The sequence below is a fragment of the Flavobacterium granuli genome (genome assembly GCF_900129705.1).
Lineage (GTDB): Bacteria > Bacteroidota > Bacteroidia > Flavobacteriales > Flavobacteriaceae > Flavobacterium > Flavobacterium granuli.
The window spans coordinates 13,644-35,539 of record NZ_FQWO01000010.1 but is presented as its reverse complement, the minus strand read 5'-3'; the positions used below and the strand labels follow the sequence as shown (position 1 = coordinate 35,539).

The following is a 21,896-nucleotide window of genomic DNA, read 5'->3' as shown; positions in this document are numbered from 1 at the left end:
CTTTTAAGTGTTGAGAGACAACAACAGAGAAATTATGAATCCGATATATTTAACTCCATATTCAATTATTGAAAACAAGGACTACCCTATTGATACTAAAATTGTCATTAGAGCGGTTGATTTCCAAAATGTACCATTTGAAAACGGAAAAATAACATTCACCTTTATAAACTGTAGATTTAGAAAACTTGAGATTGAAAACATTGAAACAATTGACTTTAAAGACATAAATATACAATTTATAAGTTGTTTCTTAGAAGAAGTAAATATTGAGAATTTCATAGCAACAAATTTTTCGATTTTCTTCGGTAGTTCAATTTTACAAGGAAGGATTAAAAATGAAAATTTACTTAATGTAACAGTTAACAATTGCCTGTTAAACGATTCACTTTTTCTTCTTGATTTAAAGAAAGCTGTTGTTTCCTATACAGAAGAAAATATATTCCCAATAAGATGGAATAAATTATTGAAATCTGTCAATACTAATCTTGAAAAATTTTTGAATGAAAAACACTCATATTATATCTACGACTGTAAAGACATAATTTTTACATTTAATGAAAATTCAACAGAAAAGGTAGGTTGTTACAAAAGGCAATATTCATATGAAATCGAGAATAAGGTTGGCTATTTCTTGACCGAAGAAGAAAAGAAAAAATTTAAAGTCAGTTTAAACATTCAATATTCAGTGGACAAAGAGCATAAGCAAACAAAAGTAATTAATGCTAGACTATTAGCATTATCATTTAGCGGTTACTCAACAGGCGAAATATTAATTGAAAACTCTAAAATTGACAGTTGGTATATTCGAAATTTTACAGCCCAATTGGGAGCCAATTTTTATGATATTAAACCATTTAGAAAAGAAATAGGAGAAACAAAATTAGAAATTCATAAATCAAATCTTGACAAAGTTTGGTTCGATAACGTCTCTTTTGATGAATACTCTATAGTATCTTTCTATCGAAATAAATTTGGACAGACAAATTTCACAGCGTGTGACTTCCCAAGGAAATACAAAGACTTTGATAAGATACAGACCATTGAAAATATTCATTATCCCGAGAAAAAAGACAAAAATTACTTTAAGACACGATATGAGACTTTCTTACAATTAAAAAAACAATTAGAAACCTCAGGAAACTTCTACGAAGCTCAAAAATTTCAAGCTATTTCAAATGAAGCATTGAAAAATATTGAAAGCCTTCCCTTTTGGGACAAAAAAATTCTCCAAATAAATAGTCTCTCAAATAATCACGGTTTATCAATCAAACAACCATTCGTAGCGACCATAATTTTATCAATTGTCTTCTACATTTTATACTTGTGGAGTTTAGGTAAAATGTTTAACTGCAATGACATTAATTGGAACTTAATTGGCTACTATTTTTCATTCCTTGACATCACGCATAGAATTGACTTCTTGGCTAATAAATCAGAGTTAAATGGTTACAGTTTGACAATTGACTATTTTAATAAAATACTTATAGGATTTCTAATTTATCAATTTATTGCCGCTTTTAGAAAGTATGGAAATAAATAGACACCACCTACGAACAATTAGGCTTGCGTGCGTAGGATGAGCAATGAAACTCCTGTTGAACGAAACCCAAGTAGTTAAAACTATTTTTAGCTAAGGGTTTTGAATACCAGAACAATATTATGAAGAAGATGCTGAGAGTTTTTTTATTTTATAGAATATTTTTTCTTAATGAGGGAAGCCGTAAAGAATGGAAGAAATGGTTTTCCTATCTTTCGAATGAAAATATTTTGCAATTTCGGATTATATAAAAACTTCCTATGGTTGTCCTTTTTTAATTCCTGGCGTTACAGAAGCAACTAATGTTACACATAAAAAAAAATTAAAATTATGACTTTAAATATAAAACAACGATTTAGTGTAGTCGGAATTTATCTAATTTTAATTTTCGGCATCGGCTATTATTTTTCTGGCAATTGGCAATTTTTAATCGATACTAATAATAAGCTAAATATTGTTTTAATAGCAACAGGGCTAGCATTAATTTTAAGTACATACATAACTGAACCATATTTTTCAAAACCTGTTGATGTAATTACACGTTGGGTTGCAATATTTCTTTTCCTTATAGGATTAAACGATAAAGAAGGATTAGCATTATACAATTATTGGTTACTTTCTTCTATGTTTTTCACAATTCTAGCTCTTTTACTTATTTTTCTGCACGGGATAAAAATGTTTGAAAAACATCAACGTTCAGCAGTTAATTTAATTTGTCAAATTTCAAGACCTGAAATAGTTTTTACAATTCTTTATTTTGATATTGTAATATCTTTTTTTGAAAATGAATCACATGAATATCCGATTCTAATTGGATTCGGTTTTCTTTTAGCTATAAATAAACCCATAATTTGGCTAATAAAATTTCTTTCAAAATTATTTACAAGTTTAAATTCTGAAACAAACACTGAACAATTTTTGGGACAAATTATTGGACATATTAATGCTGATCTTTATAAGGTAGAATTGCAAAGTGATAATTCTTTAAGGAAAAATGAATTAAAGGGTAGTTTAGTATATCTAGAAAATGGTAAAAAAGGGATTGCAGGAATTGTGCTAAATGAAAGAATACTATTAGGTAAAAAATGGATTGAAGTTTTATCGCTTCGAGATAAAAACCAAAATCTTATTTCATTTAACATTAAAACGCTCCTGCCACTTGCAGGAGAAAAATCAATATTTTCAAAATCCAATGCTGTATATCTTTTGCAACTTGAAGGTTTGAATGACACTTTAAAAAAAGCAATTGAAGAAACAGAATTAAAAAAGAATTTCAAAAATTTGATTGGTTCAGTTTGGGAAGGTTCTACCATCAATAGAATTAGATTCAATAAACTTTTTACTGATGAATTACAAGTAGAAAGACATATTGGAGAAGGAACGATTATTCAAACTACAATTTCAACTGAACAAGTAATTTATCAAATTATCGATGCGAGAACAAATGAAGAAAATTTAGAATATAAAGATACGCATGGCTTTACTATCGGAACTGGTCAAAAGCTAGGAAAATATTTAGTTGACAGACATGAACTTACACCTGTTAAATGGTTGCCTGAAATTTACACTCCTGTGTTTTTGCTTGAGCCTCAAGAATTGCCATACCATTCAAAAGATTTTATTGGTAGACTTCCTAATACAAATTATGGAATTCCTATAAAAAACCCTTCCGAGTTAGTTACACACAATACAGCAATTCTTGGTATTCTTGGTATTGGTAAATCTTGTTTAACTTTTGAATTGTTACAAAAGCTCATTCAAACTACTGAAGTAAAAATCTTTTGCATTGACTTAACAAATCAATATATCAAAGAATTGCCAAGGTACATTGAGGCTGCTTTAATCCAAACTGATATGAATGCTGCAACAATTGCAAGTATTAAAGCCGGAAATAATGATGGAACTTCGGCTAATCCAGCATCTTGGGGAAATGAAGCTCTATATAAATCTAGTTTAATTTCAGAACTAGAGATTTTTCTAGCAAGTAATAAACGAGTACTAATTTTAAATCCTGATTTACACAATGTTTCTAAGCCAGCCAGCAGTTTTAATATTACAAATAAAGTGGATCTAACCCCATCCGAAAAAACTAGAATAATTTCAGAAAGACTGATAGCAAAAGCAAGTGCGTTGGGAGAAACTTCCGAAGCAAGATTTTTAATTGTTTTTGAAGAAGCGCATTCACTTGTTCCAGAATGGAATTCAGTTTCTAGTGACGGAGATAAAAATGCAACTAACGGAACAGCAAAAGTAATTTTGCAAGGGAGAAAGTTTGGCCTTGGGTCATTTATAATTACTCAAAGAACTGCAAATATTAGTAAAAGTATTTTAAATCAATGTAATACAATTTTTGCATTAAGAATTTTTGACGATACTGGAAAACAATTTTTAGAAAATTATATTGGTTCGGACTATTCAAACTTATTGCCAACTCTCGAAGAAAGACATTGCATAGCCATAGGAAAGGCAATGAAATTAAAACAACCTGTAATTCTTGAGTTGAATAATATGAACGATGTTATATTACCGATAAGATAAAACACTATCGAAAAAGTACGTAAGTTAAAATAACGGAATTCAATTATCATCATTTGATTGCATTAAAATCATACTCAAAATATTATTTATATGATAACCAGATTGTAACAGCAATAGCTGTAAAGCCAATGATTGCTGTAATAATTACATTTGATTTTGTCCAATTAGATTCGGTATTTTCGCTTGTGGCTATATTTTGATTTTTGATTTTAGAATCTTGGTTGATGATAATGTTTCCAGAGCTACTTATATGGTTTGTAATTGGTATGACATTTTTTGGAATAGTTGCTCCTTGCTCTTCCATGAAATCAGTAAAATGCTTTTTTTCGGTATTAAACCAAGCTATAAATTGAAGAACATCGGTTTTTTCAAAATCAGGAACTATCTGTATTGCTCCGTCCTCGATAGCAAAACCACCATTTTTTATTTGGATATCATAGCCTTTGTAATCCTTAAACCATTGCTTAAAGTACTTTCTGATTGTCTCTTTATCAAGGTTCAATAGATTCTCTGATACGATTACATCTATAAAGAAGTCAGCTTCTGCAATGCGTTTATCTATTTTACTATCATAATGATTATCCCATACAGTTTTGTCATACATCGGGTTGGTAGAAATTTCTGTAGCCAGCAAATCTTCAATGAAATTATTGTCTTTGAATAAGATAAGTGAAGATCTACCCGCTTGGCAAAACTCCCTGCCTTTTCTGCTGATAAGATACTGGCAATATCCGTTTACTGTCGAATTATCACGACCACTAACGAATTTTACTAAATCCAAATCTTCAAGACAATGTTCCAAATTTCGGATCTCTTCGTCACTTAAATCACTGTCATTTTCTATTCCCTCGATTATAGAAACGGGGATTGTTGTTTTGTTGACTGCTAGTAAGAATTGATCTATATATAATGCTTTCTCTATATTATCCATGTTAATGTTATGAGTTGTTACGAATTTAGTAACTATTTACGACAAAAAAATAATATTCAGGCTGCCTTTTTTGATTCTAATAAATTTGCGAAATGAAGGCAATTAACCCTTCGACTGAACTCAGGATGGTAGTAAGTTTAGGAATACTTGGATTTTATTAGGATTTTGTATAGCAGAATGAGATAAAACTTAATTTTAGGGCATATTATTTGCAAAAAAAATGTCACAAATAGGTGCTATATAGGACAAAATTCTTTTCTTAATTATATTATTAGTCATTTTTGGAGTGGTTTTTCTACCCACTTTTTCACCCAGTAGGCAAAATTGAAAGGTCTCCTGAATGTTACTGTGAATATTCTATCTGTATTGGATTCTTATATTAAATTTAGTCCTATTTAAATGTTAATTTAAGTAGTTTCATCTGTAGTGCCATTTGATTCTATTTTCTCTATTTTAAAATTACTCAGCTTTGATTTTAACAAATCCATATCCTCACTCACTTTTTTATCTAAGATTTTAGCATAGTGTTGCGTGGTTTTTATGCTTTTATGTCCCAACATTTTACTCACGCTTTCTATGGGAACACCATTTGTAAGTGTTACAGTGGTTGCAAAAGTGTGTCGAGCAATGTGGAAGGTTAAATCTTTTTCGATTTCACAAACGCCCGCTATTTCTTTTAAATAGGCATTCATTTTTTGATTGCTCAAAATAGGAAGCAGTTTGTTTTGATTGTTGCATTCCGGATGGTCTTCATATTTATCAATAATCATTTGTGTTATTGGAAGGATTGGAATTTTTGAAGCTGATTCGGTTTTCTGAAGGTGGGTGAATCTCCATTTCTCTCCGTCGATTCCAAGGCTTATATGCGGCTTTGTTAAGTTTTTGACTCAATGTAGGCTAAACCTGTAAAGCAGCTAAAAAGGAAGATACCCCGCACTAGTGATAATCGTTCTGTTTTGAAATCTTTGTTGATAATACTTTGAATTTCTAATATTCCAAAATCAAATTAATTATATAATACAAATGACTTTAAATACCGATATTTACAATGTAAAAATTTAATGTAATGGGTTACGATTTAGTTGGATTTTCGAGAGCAGGAGATGTCTTTCATTATCGATGGGCGGCGAGACGTTCTCTAAAAATGATTTACCCTAATTCATTATTAGATTCCATAACTGTGGAAGGTTCTCCAGATGAGGATAAAGCTGGTGAATATGTTATTGATTTAACTGAGTGTTATGGAAAACCTGACGAAGTACAAAAAATCAGCTATTATCAGCTAAAACACACAACCGTTAAAGCGGATGTTCCATTTGTGTTGAGTGATCTTAAAACTACTTTCGAAGGGTTTGGAAAAAGATACTCACAGCATGTTGCAAAAGGTGAAGTTAAAGAAAAAGATATTTCATTTACAATTGTTTCCAATAGGAAAATCGACAATAATTTTAAAAAAGGAATAGCAAATATTGCTAATGATAGAACGGTTACTAAAATCTTCAAGAAAACTTTAGTAAAATATACTGAATTAGACGAAGTTCAACTGAAAGAATTTTGCTCAATCATAAATTTTGAGGATAGCGAAGGCAATTATAATGTTCAGAAGAATGAACTGAGGGTTGAAATGTCACAGCTTATCTCAGGAACTTTTGACAATGCGTACGTTGATAGTATTATAACCCTTATGCAGGACAAAGTACTCCCTGATTCTAATGGACTAATCGTAAAAGAAGACATTTTAAACAGAATTGGAGTTACGTCAGAGAAAGCGATGTACCCAGCTGATGCAGTCTGGGAAAACGTTGAAAAGACAATTACACGAGTTCAACATGCAATATTAGTAGATAATATATTGTCAGCAGACCTACCAATCATTATTCATGCAGAAGGCGGTGTAGGTAAATCTGTTTTCGCAAGGCAAGTTTTAAACTCATTAGATGAAGGGTCTGTAGGTATTGGATATGATTGTTTTGGCGCTGGTGGTTATCGCAATCGCAGCACTACACGGCACATGCACCGAACTGCTTTAGTTCAAATAGCCAATGAATTAGCTGCCAAAGGATTATGCAATCCATTACTCGTGCAAAATACAACGCTTGATAGCGAAGTCATGCAAGACTTCCTATTGCGTATTGGTTCCGCAACTGCAGCCCTGAAAATGGCAAATGAAACTGCTGTATTGGTACTTATAATTGATGCGGCGGATAATGCAGAAATGGCCGCAAAGGAATTCAATGAAACGTGCTTCGCGCATGAGTTGATACGAGAAAATTTACCCGAAGGCTGTAAAATTGTATTCTTATGCAGGACAGAAAGAATTTATCTTTTGCAGCCCTTGGGTAGCACCATTAATTATGAACTTGAAGGATTTAGTGTTGGAGAATCATTGGAAAATCTCCAAAATTATTTCCCAGATGCAAAAGAACAAGATGGGACAGAATTTCACCGCCTTACCAACGGAAATCCCCGTGTTCAAGCTAATGCCTTGGATTTTAAAACTGATTATTTAGCTGAGGTACTAGCGAATTTGGGGCCAGGGGGAACTAAAGTAGAAGATCAGATAGAGTTACAACTCAATAAAGCGGTTACAAGAATTGAGGATATGTATCCATTGGAATTTAAGAATCATGTAAAATCAATCTGCCTTGGACTCGCGAGTCTTTCGCCACATATTCCCTTAGATGTACTATCGCGCGCAGCTGATGTGGAAAGTGCTGCAGTTAAAAGTTTTGTCGCAGACATCGGCCGACCACTTTGGATTTCAGATTTGTCTGTTCAATTCAGGGATGAGCCAACAGAAACGTGGTTTCGAAAGAAATTTTGTGCATCTATTATAGACTTTCAAAATTACATCACCTTATTAGAACCGCTAGCCAATGATTCAACCTATGTTTCTCAAGTGTTACCACAATTGTATCTACAAGCGGAACAATATGACAAGTTAATCTCTAGCGCATTGTCTGATGAATTTTTACCAAAAGACAATCCGATTGATGCAAGAAACGTACGGGTATATCGTTTACAATTTGCTTTGAAAGCAGCATTAAAACTAAGGCGCTTTAAAGACGCTATACAACTGGCCGTTCGAGCTGGAGAAGAAATGGCGGGTGAAGAAAGGCAGTTATCATTATTACGGCAAAATCTTGATTTGCTTGTATCGTTACAAGATCAAGAAAAGATAAAAGAATTGGCTTTTAAAAGATTGATTATAGGTGCTTGGGCAGGCTCAGAAAATGTATATAGTTCATCACTTTTATCAGCAATAGAAGGATACAGAGGTGAGGCACGTGGATTTTTAAGGGCTGCAATGAATTGGCTAAACGCATACTTTGAACAATCAAAAAAGAAAAAAAAGCGTTCTCATCATCATGAAGAAGAGAAGTTGCAAGACGATGACGTACTGGAGCTTGCAAATGCCCACTTGAACATAAATGGCGTAGAAGGTTTCACAAAATTTATAACAGGTCTGAAACCTCATTCTGCAGTATATAGAACAATAAAAGCACTTTCTTCAAGGCTTATAGACAAAGGAGAATTTGAACTTCTTACTAAAATATTGGAGCAAGTTAGTTCCAATCCTTATTACGTCGTTGCGATTACAGATGAACTGGGCAAAGTTGGACAATTTCCAGATGGAATATTACTAGAAAAATGTTTAAAAGCACTAAGTACTGAAAGAAATCGCATAAAGGTTGACACCAATAGACACAACGATTCGATTACCCCTGGAATTCTTTCATTTTTAGAAGCATGCTTACAAAGGAATTTACCTGAAAAAAAAATTCTGAAATCCCTTAACTACTATTTTCCGGAGCGAGCCAATCAAATGGTCTATAATTCGCATTTTAGTGATGATCGGGAGAAGTATTTAAGGTCTTTGGCTATCAGGTTGCATATTAGTAAAAATGATACGGCTGATATCGACAGTGTTATGCCAACAAATTTAATGGAGGGAGAAAAGAAGCATCGGCAACATGATGATCAAAAGGAATTTGAATTTATAATTACTGGGTTACTACCATTGTATCAAGCGCGCCTTAGCATTTTAATAAATCAACCATCTAACATACTGTTGTTTGTTAAGGAAGTAATACAAAAATCTAACCTGGCCCTTAAAGGACGTTACAGAAACAGTGATAATTTCTCATCAGAAATTGCAAACCTGTATATTTCTATTTTTAAATGGTCTAAGAATTGCTCGAAGGAAGAGTTAAATGAATTTTTTATATTATATATTCAAAATAATACTTCCATAAGAGTTAATCAAAAAATTAACCTAATACGAATTGCTTATCGATTAGCACACCTAAGAACTTTTGCGAAAGAATATGAGGGAGTTGCGTTTAGGCACATTAAATCATTTAGAGAAGATGGTCCAGAAGAAAGTGCAGATCGATATATTGCGCTATCTCGTGCGGTTTTAGTCGTTTCAAGTGATGATGCAAGTGTGTACTTTGAGTATGCTATTGAAATCGTTTCCAAGTTCGGAGATGAAATCTACCAGCGATGGGAAGCGACGCAAGCTATTGCTAAACAGGCTGTAAACAACACCAATCCGGTTCCAGAACTTGCTTACCGTTTTATCCGGGTAGCGGAGCTAGTAGGTGAAAATCTTCGGGAAAAACACTGGGACAGAGGCGAAGCAGTACAAGTTTGCACAAGATTATGTACCTCAAGCGGAATAGCAGCTTTGAGTAGATGGCGCGAGAGGGACATTGGAAGATTTGAATGGGTTGAATCAGCTCTGATACAGGAATTACTTTATAGTGAAAAAATTTCGATCCATACCGCAATCGCTTTAGCTACCTTTCTTAACATCGACCAAATCCGTAATATTGTTGGGAAGTTGATTGAAAGCCCAGTTTCATTGCAAGCCAAAAAAATATTGGTTGACCAGTTATTGCCTCGTGTACAAAAAGAAGGCGCATCCCAAGAATATTGGATTTCCCTTAAGGAGTCATCAGATCGGGCTGGCATCAAAAATAATGCACTGGATGACATCATAAATTCATTTACAAAAGAAATGAGTTTAGAAAAGAAAAGCGAAGTTAGAAGTCTACAAGAAAAAGAGGACAAAGCTTTTGATTGGGAAAAGATCTTTTTGGATTCCGATTTATGTACGGTTGATGAACTTAGTACATCCTTGGCTAAATTCGAGATGAAAATAGAAGACCGCAATCCATGGATACCAAAATCTGAATTCTGGAAAAATGTCCTTAATCGTATTGAAGAAAACGACATATATAATTTTCTTGGCAATTCACTGAACGTTCGAAACATATCACTGCATGATATAGAGGAAATTTTCCAGGAGCTCCCATCAGATTGGAAGTCAAAAGTGAGTTTTAAGAAAAAGCTATTTCCTTTACTATTTTCCATTGGACAAAAATTTGCGCAAGAACTGGTTATAAGTTGGCATTATAAATCGACTATTGAAAAAATTTCCTTGGACGGTGAGCAAATTTTAGCGTTGCAAAGTGGAATTTTTGAAGGCTTGGCTGCTGGAAATGAATTTGTGGATGCCGAGAAGCTATTTGGATTTGCAGTTATTTCGAGTTGCCAACTTACCCAAGGGGAAGCGTTAGATTTACTAGATTACACTCTTTCTAGATTTGAATTGCACATTGATGAGGATTTTGGTGACGGCTTACCGGATCCAACTTATAATGACGTATTAGACATTTCACGAAGTACAGCAGGTTTCATATGGTCCTCACTTGCTTCTCCAAAATCAGAAATTCGATGGAAAGCTGCACATTGCGTTCGGGAATTATTTCACAATGATTGTAATGAAATTATAGACCATCTTTTCTACTGGTTGGAGCAAGACTCTGCAAGAGAGTTTGGGGTCAAAAATTATCCTTTCTACAATTTGCATGCCCGTCTATACTTATTTATAGCATTAAGTAGGGTTTCCTTGGAAAAAGCTTCAAGTATCGAGAAGCATGCTGCGATAGTTAAGTATTACGCCCTAAATGAGAAACATATATTGATTCAAAAATTTGCTGCCGATATTGCGCTGAATATTATAAAGAATACGCCTAGAATTTATACAGCTGAGGAAGTTAATTCACTGAGCAAAGTAACGAAATCTGATTTTCCAATCGAAACGGTTGATTACAACTATCAAACTGACAGTTACCTACACGCGGAAGAAGAAGTTGAGAAAAAAGATAATTTTTATTTTGGATATGATTTCGATAACTATTGGTTTAAACCATTAGGGGACGTTTTCGGCATATCCGAAAAACAAGTGGAAGATCTTGCGGCGATAGTTGTTGAGGAAAAATGGGGAACTATAAGCGGAGGATATAATGAAGATCCGCGCGTTGGCTTGTGGAATAGTTCCAGCGATCATAGCACTCATAATTACAAGAGTAGTTACCCCCAAACTGATCGCCTAGATTTTTATATTTCATATCATTCCTTAATGGTTGTAGCAGCACAATTGCTTGAAAAAATGCCAACCGTTATCAGAAGAGATTGGAGTGATGATGATTGGAACGAATGGCTGTCAAGCCATTTGCTTACAAGTCCAGATGGAAAATGGCTTTCGGATTTTCGAGATCCAGTTCCAATTACCAGTCCATCTTGGGTAAAAAGTAACTATAATGATAATAAGCAGCTTTTGATATCGGACAATGAATTTATGGATTCGCTAATAGAGAAACGAAATGGAGAAACTTGGTTAAATATACAAGGCTCCTGGCAAGAGAATAACAGCACCATTAAAGGAACGTATTACGTATCATCGGCTCTAGTGTCGCCTGGTAGTTCAGAAGCTTTGCTAAATGCTTTATCAACCTGCGTTGACAGCCGAGATTATAAGTTACCGTCTTACAAAGAAAAACGTATGGAAATAAAATCTATACCTTTTATGCTTAAAGGATGGATAAAGGATCCTGATATTTCAAAACGACTTGACGAATTTGATCCTTTTGCGGGAGAAATCAGATTCCCGCCATATGAACTAGGAAAGAAAATTATTAAAAAACTTAACCTATCAGTTTCGGATAATGGCAAAAAAATATATTTTAATACATCTACAGAGCCATCTGTAATCAATCTGCTTTATGCAAGTTACAATAGTTCGCGTGATGACGAGCCACAGCATGTCGGTAACCGTATGATGGCAACTTTGCCGTTTTTAAAACAACTTTGCAATGATTATAAATGTGAAATTATATTCAAAGTGATACTAGGGCGAAATCAGATATACAGGCGGTATATGGATGACCACAAATACAAAGAATCAGTAAGTAAAATTTTTATATTATCACCAGATGGAAAAATCAGAAGTATATCAGAAAGCCATCAACTTGGGTAAGTTGCTAGTTAACGAATTACAATTGGAACCAAGTGTTGACACTCTAGGCAGATGGATGGCACATTATCTTGCCATAAAGATGAGTGAAGCGGAAAAGGCCACTGGCAAAGAGAAAATAGTGCTTGAAAAAGAATGCTTTGATATTATATTAAGGATTTGGAGCCATAGATGGAAAATGCCAGGAAACTCAAAGTCTTTTAAGAATTTCGAGCCCATCTTTGAATTTCTGGTTAAATTAAATCCTAAACGACCGCGCTCTTTTTATTTTGATAATGCTCTTGCTGATAAGCATAAAGATGCAGCTAAAAAAGCATCCAAAAGTGATGTATGGTTTGAAATAGCCAAAGATGTAGATAAATATGCCAGAATTTGCATAGACCAAGCTTTACATAATGCTGCTTTAGAATTAAGCACCAGTGAGCAGGAAGAATGGTTAAAAAATGCACCCCGATTAACAGAAGATATTGATGTTAAGATTATTAAATTTGTTCTTCACAAAGAAAAGGATTTTGACTTGATTGAGAGTACGGAAGAAAGCAAGGAAGATTTAATGAAAAAAATAGAAATTGAAAAACTTAAATCTAATATTGACTTTCTGCAAAATTTTCAAAAAGTTCACAGTAAATTATTAAAAGATCTAAAACAAAAATTAGCCGATGTAGTATAGTGTTTGATACGGTAATTTACTATAATAGTGTTTGCATTTTACTTCAGAATTCTGGAATTCGTAGTGTTTGATTCTGGAATTAAATTAAATTATATCAAGCTTGAATTTGATTTCTGAGAATAATCAATTGTAAATTTGCTTTTCAAAATCATCATATCCTCACTAACTTTTCTATCCAAAACTTTTGCATAATGTTGTGTCGTTCGTAAGTTTTTATGTCCGAGCATTTTGCTCACGCTTTCTATTGGGACACCATTTGTTAATGTTACAGTCGTCGCAAAAGTGTGTCGGGCAATGTGAAATGTTAGTTCTTTTTCGATTTCGCAAACGCCCGCTATTTCTTTCAAATAGGCATTCATTTTCTGATTGCTCAAAATAGGAAGTAGTTTGTTTTGATTGTTGCATTCCGGATGGTCCTGATACTTGTCAATAATCATTTGTGTTATTGGAAGGATTGGAATTTTTGAAGCCGATTCGGTTTTCTGACGGTGGGTGAATATCCATTTCTCTCCGTCAATTCCAAGGCTTATATGCGACTTTGTTAGGTTTTTGACATCAATGTATGCTAAGCCTGTAAAGCAGCTAAAAAGGAAGATATCCCGTACTAGCGATAATCGTTCCGTTTTGAAATCTTTGTTGATTATATTTTGGATTTCGTCTTCGGATAAATAGACTCTTTCTACTTCTTTGACTTTCGACTTGTAGTTGGCAAATGGGTTTCTTTCTATCCAATGGTTAGCTATGCAAATCTTGATTATTTTATTGAAATTCTTTAAGTATTTTACAGCTGTATTGTTGGCACAATTGCGAACGCTTCTTAAATAGAATTCATAATCGGTTACAAAAGCGTGATCTATTTTGTTAATGTCTATATCAGAAACTTTGTATTTCCATTCTAGAAATTCGATAGTATGCTTTAGAGAGGTGCTATAGCGCTCTAGTGTTCCTGGCGCATATTCTTTACCCACTAATTCTTTTATTTTATTGTTGTGATCTTTGAAGATTGGGATAAGCATTCGTTGGTTGTCGTGGAGATCAAAAATTTCATTCTTTAGATTTTCAGAAGATATAATGACATCCTTTTTGTATAATTTTTTTTCAGCTTCTAAAATTTTAGATTTTAAATATTCAAGATGACTGTTTATTGAACGAGTCTCTTCATTGTTTCCCTTAACTTTAGATCCTTCATTTGACCATTTCTCAGGATTTACAAACTTGTTACTGCTAAATTCAAATCGTTTAGATTGTACTGTGACACGCACGTAAATAGGGCAGATGCCATCATTATTGACTTTTGATCTCTTTATATAAAAGAGAACGGATACGGCTGTGTTCATGGTTGGTGACCTTTTAGTTATTATTAAATTTAAACTTTGTAATACTTCCAAACAAGATGTTCAAATAGTGAAAAGGTATTTGAACAAATGTTGAACAGGTAACTTTTGAGATAGGTGTCACTTGAAAAATATAATTTCAATGACACCTCAAAAGACACCTAAGTTTTGAGATTTAATGAATAATTTGATTTACCGCAAATGAAAAAACCCCTCTAAATCATAAGATTTAGAAGGGTTTGCTTCGTTTAGTATTTCTACTGGCGGAGAAAGAGGGATTCGAACCCCCGGACCTGTTACAGTCAACAGTTTTCAAGACTGCCGCATTCGACCGCTCTGCCATTTCTCCAGTCTGTGCGATCATTTGCTGATTGCGAGTGCAAATATAAGCACTCTTTTCGGTTTACAAAAACAATTTTGATAAAAATTTCAGCTGTTTTTTAAACTATTTTTTAATTGTTTCATTTCCTTTGCTTTAGCGAAAAATTATTTTTCAGAAATAAAACGAAATAGCGCTAGTAGCTGACGTATTCTGTTATTTCAAGGCCATAACCTATCATTCCAACACGCTTTCCTTGCTCCGTATTTGAGACCAATCGGATCTTTGAAATGTCGATATCATGAAGTATTTGTGCTCCAATTCCAAAATCTTTATTGTCAATTTTAATTTTAGGTGCTTTCATTTCTCCTGCGGCCTGTAATTCTTTCAATTCAGAGATACGACTCAGTAAATTGACTGATTGCATGTCCTGATTGATGAAAATAACAGCTCCTTTTCCTTCTTCGTTGATTTTTTTAAACATATCGTCCAGTTGCTGGTCGGCATTGTTGGTCAAGGTGCCCAATAGGTCATTATTCACCTGTGAGGAATTGATTCGCGTTAATATAGGCTCACCTAGGTTCCAAGTTCCTTTAGTCAAGGCAATATGGATTTGTTTGTTGGTTGTTTGCTGATAAGCTCTCAAACGAAAAGTTCCAAAACGGGTATTGATGTCAAAATCTTCTTTCTTGATAATCAGACTGTCGTGCTGCATGCGGTAAGCAACAAGTGCTTCGATAGAAACCAATTTTAAATTGAATTTCTTAGCAACTTCAACCAATTGTGGTAAACGGGCCATAGTTCCGTCTTCATTCATGATTTCGACAATCACACCTGCCGATTTAAAACCAGCCAAACGGGCAAAATCAATAGCGGCTTCGGTATGTCCTGTGCGTCTTAGAACACCACCCTGCTTTGCAATCAAGGGAAAAATATGACCGGGTCTGGCTAAATCATGGGGTTTAGTGTCAGAATCTACTAATGACAAAATAGTTTTAGCTCTATCAGCAGCTGAGATTCCAGTGGTAACTCCATTACCTCTTAGATCGACAGAGACGGTAAAAGCAGTTTCCATAGGATCTGTATTATTGGTTACCATAACATGTAAGCCAAGTTCTTTGCAACGGCTTTCTGTTAATGGGGCGCAAATTAATCCGCGTCCGTGAGTGGCCATGAAATTGATCATTTCGGGTGTAACTTTTTCGGCTGCAGCCAAGAAATCACCTTCATTTTCGCGATCTTCATCATCCACAACAATGATTACTTTTCCTTGACGGATATCTTCGATTGCCTCTTCTATTGTGTTGAGTTGTATTGTATTCTGAACCATGATTGGTGTTTATTTTTGAGATGGAAATAGTTTTTGAAATAATTTTTGGAAAGGAGCCAAAATGACATCCATATTGATAAGTCCGATATCGTTAGTCGCTCTGTAAGTCAGTAATATCGCCAGTGGACTAAGAATAAAGGAAGACATCCACGCACCCATAAAAGGAGATAATTCATTTTCTTGGGCGATTCTTTTTCCAAAAGTATTGATGAAATGAAAAGCAATAAAAATAAGTACGGCAAAAACAATGGGAAGGCCAAGACCACCTTTTCTAATGATAGCACCAAGAGGAGCTCCGATGAAGAACATTAAAAAACAAGCAAAGGCAATTACAAATTTATCATAAAAAGCCAATAAGTGATTGTTGATGTTTTTTTGTTTGTTTAATAAACTGGCTTTAGTACTCTCAATGGAATAACCGGTACTGACCACGTTACTGTTGGCCATTTTCAGGATTTCTGACTTTTGCTCATTAGAGTACAAGGACAACAGATTATTAGGAAGTGTTTTCTTTTTTTGTTTGACCTCTTGTACGGGAGCAACTGTATTGGGAATTCCTGTTCTTAGATTGATGTTTTCTGAATAGGAGATAATCTCCGTTTTTAAATTTTTGCTTAATGAATCTAAGGTGTAATTTAGTTCATTGGCAGTCAGCATGGTATTAGTGTTGCTAATGTCAGTATCATCAACAGTATTGGCGTTTAATTGCGATAAGTCAATATTGATGGTATATTTTTTGAAAGAACTCTTGGCAAAAGGCAATTTTTCCCTGTCGGTATATTTTTTTGGAACAATATCTTCGTAGTAATTACCGTCATTAAGGACTAATTGCAGGATACTTGATTTTTCGCTACTGATTAATACACCGTCTTTGGCTTTAATGACTGTTTTACTGCCATCACCTACACTGGATTTTTTATGAATGGTTATTCCTGTAAGGATGTTTCCATTGTCTCCTGATTTTTTATTGACTTTGATATTATATGGGCCTACATCACTAAACTGTCCTTCAGCTATAGCTAAGGCTGGTTTTACTTGGGCAATGTTTTTTCTAAAATTGATGAACTTATATTCGGCATAAGGAATCACATTATTGGCAAATAAAAAGGCAACAAAACTTAACAAGAAGATGAATATCGTAAGGCTTCTCATGGCTCTTTGCAATGATATCCCAGAAGATTTCATAGCAGCAAATTCGTAGTTTTCGGCCAAATTACCAAAAGTCATAATGGAAGCCAGCAGTATCGATAGGGGTAAGACCAAGGGTATAATTCGAGGCATCGAAAACAGCAGGAACTTAATAATCATAAAGATATCCAGATCCTTACCTGCCAGTTCAGCTATGAATAACCAAATGGTTTGAAGTATGAATATAAAAAACAAGATTACAAATACCGTAGTAAATGTAATCAGGAATGTTTTTAATAAGTATTTGTCAAGAATTTTCACCTACGGATTAATCTAATTTATTGATGTAATAATTTGGATATTTACTTTCGGCAAAGGTAAATTGATTTTTTGATAAAGGTTGGTTGGTTTTAAAAGAATTAACGGTTAAAGTTGTTTTTGTTCCTTTTTTACCTACTTCAATCAAATTGTAGATGTGCTTGGTTTGTACATCGATTCCCAATAGGATCTCTTTTCTTTGATCTCTGGCGTTGGTTGGAAGCAGTTTAATATACTGAATCTTTCTTCCTTTGATGTTTTGTAAATCAGCCATAGTATAACGGTAACCACTATTGAAAAAAGTCAACATCTTTGATGGGGTAATGGCATTGTCGTCTTTTTCATTAAAACTAGAGATGGTGATTTCTTCATCTTCAGGGACAATGGTATAGGTTTTCTTTCCGTCAAAAATTTTAGTAATTCCCATGAAATTCAAAACATATTGATTGTTTTTCAAGGTTACATTTCCTTTACTGTCCTGATTGATGTTTTCTTTGGAATTGTTCAAGGAATATTTGAAATCGATTACAATATTGTCATAGCTTTTCACTTTTGATGTTACTTGATCTAAAAGGTCTTTTGCCTTTTTGTCTTGTGCTTGTATTGAAAAGCTAAAAAGTAAAATAAATGCAATCTGGATAATTTTGTTCATGATATTAATTGTTTTGTTCATTGTTGAAAAATTGATCAAGAGAACTCATGTCTGGGATATTAACGCTTCTGGCCTTGCTTCCTTCAAACGGTCCTACGATTCCGGCTGCCTCAAGTTGGTCAATCAATCGACCGGCTCTGTTGTAGCCTAACTTCAGTTTCCTTTGCAACAATGATGCCGAACCTTGTTGGGCATTTACAATAATTTCTGCAGCTTCTCTAAATAGGGTGTCTCTTTCGGAGATATCCATATCAAGATTGATGCCACTATCTTCTCCTACAAATTCTGGAAGTAGGTAAGCCGTCGCGTATGCTTTTTGGGAACCAATAAAATCAGTGATTTTCTCCACTTCGGGTGTGTCAATGAAAGCACATTGTACGCGCACAACATCATTTCCGTTAGTATAAAGTAAATCTCCGCGTCCAATCAGTTGATCCGCTCCTTGTGTATCCAAAATGGTTCTGGAATCAATTTTGGAGGTAACTCTAAAAGCGATTCTCGCTGGGAAGTTGGCTTTTATCAAACCGGTAATTACGTTTACCGAAGGTCGTTGTGTAGCAATAATCAAGTGAATTCCAATAGCACGCGCTAATTGAGCTAATCGGGCGATAGGAATTTCAACTTCTTTACCTGCAGTCATAATCAAATCGGCAAACTCATCGACAACTAATATGATGTAAGGAAGAAAACGGTGTCCATTTTCAGGATTCAGTTTTCGGGCTTTGAACTTATCATTGTATTCTTTTATGTTTCGCACCATCGCATCTTTCAATAACGAATAACGATTGTCCATTTCCACACAAAGCGAATTCAAGGTGTTCACAACCTTAGCATTATCAGTAATAATAGCGTCTTCGGTATCAGGAAGTTTGGCTAAATAATGTCTTTCAATTTTATTAAAAAGAGTCAATTCTACTTTTTTAGGATCGACCAAGACAAACTTCACTTCGGCAGGATGTTTTTTGTAAAGAAGCGAAGTCAAAACCGCATTCAAACCAACTGATTTTCCTTGTCCGGTAGCACCAGCCATCAATAAGTGAGGCATTTTGGCCAAATCTACCACAAAAGTCTCGTTGGAAATGGTTTTTCCAAGGGCGATAGGAAGTTCCATTTCGGCTTCTTGGAATTTGGCTGAGCCAATAACACTTTTCATCGAAACCATCGTAGGATTCTTATTAGGAACCTCGATTCCTATGGTTCCTTTTCCAGGAATAGGAGCAATAATACGGATACCCAATGCCGAAAGTGACAAAGCAATATCGTCTTCTAAACTCTTGATCTTAGAAATACGGATTCCTGCTTCGGGAACAATTTCATATAAAGTGACCGATGGTCCAACGGTTGCTTTTATTTGTGCAATCTCAATTTTATAATTGCGAAGAGTATCTACAATTTTGTTTTTGTTTTCTTCTAATTCTTCTTGGTTAATGGTAATTCCGCCAGTTGAATATTCTTTTAATAAATCAATTGTAGGATATTTATAATTGGATAAATCCAAAGTAGGATCGAATAATCCAAAATCAGAAACCAATCTGGAAGCTAGATTTTCTTCGATAATATCTTCTTCCTGAGCTGTTTCAATCACAAAAGAATCCAAAGGATTTATGTTGTCATTGGTAAAAGGAGGAGGGACAGTAATAGGTTTTGTAATAGGGTCTAAATTGATTTCGGAAGAATGTGAAATGGTAGGTTTCAATGATTCTTTGTTAATCTCAAATTGGGAAACTTTTGGTTTCAAAACAATATCCTCAAGTTCGTTTTGTTCGGCAACAGCAAATTCTTCCAAATTATAGGCGCCTTCGTTTTTGCTCATCGCGAGGGAACTCAAGTCTGTTTTAATGTCTTTTTTGGTGTTTTCAAAGAAAGATTGGACTCTTTCAGGAGATAATTGGAGTTTGAAAATAAGATACACAATCAAACCAAAAACCAGCGTCAAAAGCGTACCTGTTTTTCCGATATAATCCTGTAAAAACAAATTGAGTTCATAGCCTACAACTCCTCCTAATTCGGGTAAAGAGGTAGCGAAAAAACCAAATAAAACCGATAGAATAATGATGGCAAATAAGTCCCAGAACCAAATTCCTTTTAGTTTTTTCGAAGAAAGATTCAGTATTAAAAAGATTCCTGTTAAGAAAAACAAACGGACAAATAGGAAAGAGGCCAAGCCAAAACCGTTATAAACGATTAGATCTGCCAAAAAAGCACCAAATTTCCCGAGCCAGTTTTGAACCGTTTCTGTTCTGTCGGTCAATTCAGCTACAGCACTCTGGTCTTCTTGCCCATGAATGTAAAATGAAATAAAAGCAAGCGATAAGGCGATAGAAAACAACACCAAAAGACAGCCCAAGACAATCTTGTGCTGTTTTGTTATTTCCCAAGGTTTACCGGCTTCAGATTTAGATCCGTCTTTTTTTTGTAAGGGTTCTTTTTTTGTTGTTTTAGCCATTCTTTATTGTAGTTATACCTAGAATAATATAGGTATGTATATGATTAAACCGATTGCTATGGCTGTCATAGCAGCAAAAAAAACGGCTCCGGCTGCAATGTCTTTGATAAACCCAATTCTTTCATGATAATTGGGGTGAATAAAGTCAGCAATTTTTTCTACAGCGGTATTTAAACCTTCGATACTGACTACTAGTCCTATAGCTAAAGTTTGAAAAAGCCATTCTGTCTTGGAAATACCAAAATAGAAACCGGCAATTGTCATCAATATTCCTATAGAAAATTGAACCATTATGCTATGTTCAGTAGTAATCAATTTTATGGCTCCTTGAAGCGCATAGGTCATGCTTTTCATTCTTCCGGTAACGAAGCTGTTGTCTTTTTGAAATTCCATTAATGAGGTATTATAGTGCAGCTAATGCAGCTTTGTAATTAGGTTCATCAGCAATTTCAGCAACTTGTTCGGTGTGGGTAATTACTCCGTTTTCGTCTACAATTATGATTGCTCTGGAGTGTAATCCTGCCAATGGTCCGTCAGTGATTTCTAATCCATTTGCTTTACCAAAACTACCTTCTTGGAAGTCAGATAAGTTGATTACATTTTCTATTCCTTCGGCACCACAAAAACGTTTTTGAGCAAAAGGCAAATCTCTTGAAATGCACAATACGGCAGTGTTTGCCAAGTTAGCGGCAGTCTCATTAAATTTTCTAACAGAGGTAGCACAAGTTCCGGTATCGATACTTGGGAAAATATTTAGAATTAGTTTTTTACCGGCAAAGTCGCTCATTGTAGCAACAGAAAGATCGCTGTTTACTAATTTGAAATCAGATAGTTTAGTTCCTACTTTTGGTAACTCTCCTGAAGTGTTTATTGGATTTCCTCCTAATGTTATCGAAGCCATAATTTATTTTTTTAATGAGGTTCAAAAGTATGAAAATTATTTAAGAATTATAGGGATGGTTTTGAGATTTTAGAACAATAGGAAAAGGGTAGTCTAATGAAAGGGCAAAAAAAAACGCCCTCATTTCTAAGCACGTTTCTCTAGTAGTATAATGGGGTAAAGAATTCTATTTGTCAATAGAGCCTAAAACCCTTTTCATAAAAGTATTCAAAGCCTCTTTTTTATCGGTGCCGTTTTTTACTAATTTATGCACTTCTAGCGCACCGTACATATTAGAAATAAGTTCCCCAATAACATCCAATTCTTCATCTTTCAAAGACGGGATTTCTGTCATTGCTTCCAGAACTTCAATGGTTTCTATGATATAATCTTGATCGTTTTCTTCGATAAACTGCGTTAGATGCTTTATTACGGGTAGTTTCATTGCTTGTTGTTTATTTGTTTAATCGTTTGTACGTAAATTGG

14 protein-coding genes and 1 tRNA gene are annotated in these 21,896 nt (G+C 34.4%); 4 read left to right on the top strand and 11 right to left on the bottom strand.

Annotated elements, in window-relative coordinates; all coding sequences use genetic code 11:
* Positions 1–34: 34 nt before the first annotated feature.
* Both BUB25_RS12545 and BUB25_RS12540 read left to right on the top strand, forming a co-directional pair.
* A complete protein-coding gene (locus BUB25_RS12545) occupies positions 35–1,543 on the top strand; it encodes a hypothetical protein (RefSeq protein ID WP_072944888.1) in 1,509 nt (502 codons plus the stop codon).
* Between the two features lie 327 nt (positions 1,544–1,870).
* Complete coding sequence (locus tag BUB25_RS12540; protein ID WP_072944886.1) at positions 1,871–4,078, top strand: ATP-binding protein; 2,208 nt, start codon at positions 1,871–1,873, stop codon at positions 4,076–4,078.
* A gap of 82 nt (positions 4,079–4,160) precedes the next feature.
* Here BUB25_RS12540 and BUB25_RS12535 read toward each other — a convergent pair whose 3' ends face one another.
* Positions 4,161–5,009 (bottom strand): hypothetical protein, encoded by an 849-nt coding sequence (locus tag BUB25_RS12535; protein WP_072944884.1) that lies wholly within the window; start codon positions 5,007–5,009, stop codon positions 4,161–4,163.
* 407 nt (positions 5,010–5,416) lie between these two features.
* Positions 5,417–5,779 carry a site-specific integrase gene (locus BUB25_RS16870; protein WP_394336303.1) on the bottom strand — a complete coding sequence of 121 codons (363 nt, stop codon included), beginning with the start codon at positions 5,777–5,779 and terminating at the stop codon, positions 5,417–5,419.
* Positions 5,780–6,075: 296 nt separating this feature from the next.
* On the opposite strand from BUB25_RS16870, the gene BUB25_RS12525 reads away from it, so the two are divergent.
* Positions 6,076–12,336, top strand: a complete 6,261-nt coding sequence (locus tag BUB25_RS12525; RefSeq protein WP_072944882.1) for a P-loop domain-containing protein — start codon at positions 6,076–6,078, stop codon at positions 12,334–12,336.
* Positions 12,293–13,003: a hypothetical protein gene (locus BUB25_RS12520; protein WP_072944879.1), complete on the top strand. Its 711-nt coding sequence runs from the start codon at positions 12,293–12,295 to the stop codon at positions 13,001–13,003. Before BUB25_RS12525 ends, BUB25_RS12520 begins: the two co-directional genes overlap by 44 nt.
* A gap of 89 nt (positions 13,004–13,092) precedes the next feature.
* On the opposite strand, the gene BUB25_RS12515 is transcribed toward BUB25_RS12520, so the two are convergent.
* From BUB25_RS12515 to BUB25_RS12475, 9 genes are all read right to left on the bottom strand, one after another.
* Complete coding sequence (locus BUB25_RS12515; protein ID WP_072944877.1) at positions 13,093–14,340, bottom strand: site-specific integrase; 1,248 nt, start codon at positions 14,338–14,340, stop codon at positions 13,093–13,095.
* Positions 14,341–14,598: 258 nt separating this feature from the next.
* Positions 14,599–14,686: transfer RNA gene (locus tag BUB25_RS12510), tRNA-Ser, on the bottom strand.
* 166 nt (positions 14,687–14,852) lie between these two features.
* Complete coding sequence (gene ribB / locus BUB25_RS12505) at positions 14,853–15,986, bottom strand: 3,4-dihydroxy-2-butanone-4-phosphate synthase (protein ID WP_072944875.1); 1,134 nt, start codon at positions 15,984–15,986, stop codon at positions 14,853–14,855.
* A 9-nt stretch (positions 15,987–15,995) separates the two neighbouring features.
* The gene (locus BUB25_RS12500) at positions 15,996–17,435 is read right to left on the bottom strand and encodes an LptF/LptG family permease (protein ID WP_072944873.1); all 1,440 of its coding nucleotides are present in this window, start codon (positions 17,433–17,435) and stop codon (positions 15,996–15,998) included.
* 7 nt (positions 17,436–17,442) lie between these two features.
* Entirely contained in the window at positions 17,443–18,084 is a 642-nt protein-coding gene (locus BUB25_RS12495) for an outer membrane lipoprotein periplasmic chaperone LolA1 (protein WP_106357530.1), read from the bottom strand.
* A gap of 4 nt (positions 18,085–18,088) precedes the next feature.
* Positions 18,089–20,530, bottom strand: coding sequence for a DNA translocase FtsK (locus BUB25_RS12490; protein ID WP_072944869.1), 2,442 nt, complete (start codon positions 20,528–20,530; stop codon positions 18,089–18,091).
* Positions 20,531–20,548: 18 nt separating this feature from the next.
* Entirely contained in the window at positions 20,549–20,923 is a 375-nt protein-coding gene (locus BUB25_RS12485; RefSeq protein WP_072944867.1) for a diacylglycerol kinase family protein, read from the bottom strand.
* Positions 20,924–20,933: 10 nt separating this feature from the next.
* A complete protein-coding gene (gene tpx / locus BUB25_RS12480; protein ID WP_072944865.1) occupies positions 20,934–21,431 on the bottom strand; it encodes a thiol peroxidase in 498 nt (165 codons plus the stop codon).
* Positions 21,432–21,597: 166 nt separating this feature from the next.
* Positions 21,598–21,855 carry a DUF6952 family protein gene (locus BUB25_RS12475; RefSeq protein WP_072944863.1) on the bottom strand — a complete coding sequence of 86 codons (258 nt, stop codon included), beginning with the start codon at positions 21,853–21,855 and terminating at the stop codon, positions 21,598–21,600.
* Positions 21,856–21,896: the final 41 nt, after the last annotated feature.

What these genes read in the sequence shown, in the direction of transcription:
- BUB25_RS12545 (WP_072944888.1), top strand. Translation starts at nt 35, where the DNA reads ATGAATCCGATATATTTAACTCCATATTCAATTATTGAAAACAAGGAC.
- BUB25_RS12540 (WP_072944886.1), top strand. Translation starts at nt 1,871, where the DNA reads ATGACTTTAAATATAAAACAACGATTTAGTGTAGTCGGAATTTATCTA.
- BUB25_RS12535 (WP_072944884.1), bottom strand. Translation starts at nt 5,009, where the DNA reads ATGGATAATATAGAGAAAGCATTATATATAGATCAATTCTTACTAGCA.
- BUB25_RS16870 (WP_394336303.1), bottom strand. Translation starts at nt 5,779, where the DNA reads ATGATTATTGATAAATATGAAGACCATCCGGAATGCAACAATCAAAAC.
- BUB25_RS12525 (WP_072944882.1), top strand. Translation starts at nt 6,076, where the DNA reads ATGGGTTACGATTTAGTTGGATTTTCGAGAGCAGGAGATGTCTTTCAT.
- BUB25_RS12520 (WP_072944879.1), top strand. Translation starts at nt 12,293, where the DNA reads ATGGAAAAATCAGAAGTATATCAGAAAGCCATCAACTTGGGTAAGTTG.
- BUB25_RS12515 (WP_072944877.1), bottom strand. Translation starts at nt 14,340, where the DNA reads ATGAACACAGCCGTATCCGTTCTCTTTTATATAAAGAGATCAAAAGTC.
- ribB (WP_072944875.1), bottom strand. Translation starts at nt 15,986, where the DNA reads ATGGTTCAGAATACAATACAACTCAACACAATAGAAGAGGCAATCGAA.
- BUB25_RS12495 (WP_106357530.1), bottom strand. Translation starts at nt 18,084, where the DNA reads ATGAACAAAATTATCCAGATTGCATTTATTTTACTTTTTAGCTTTTCA.
- BUB25_RS12490 (WP_072944869.1), bottom strand. Translation starts at nt 20,530, where the DNA reads ATGGCTAAAACAACAAAAAAAGAACCCTTACAAAAAAAAGACGGATCT.
- BUB25_RS12485 (WP_072944867.1), bottom strand. Translation starts at nt 20,923, where the DNA reads ATGGAATTTCAAAAAGACAACAGCTTCGTTACCGGAAGAATGAAAAGC.
- tpx (WP_072944865.1), bottom strand. Translation starts at nt 21,431, where the DNA reads ATGGCTTCGATAACATTAGGAGGAAATCCAATAAACACTTCAGGAGAG.
- BUB25_RS12475 (WP_072944863.1), bottom strand. Translation starts at nt 21,855, where the DNA reads ATGAAACTACCCGTAATAAAGCATCTAACGCAGTTTATCGAAGAAAAC.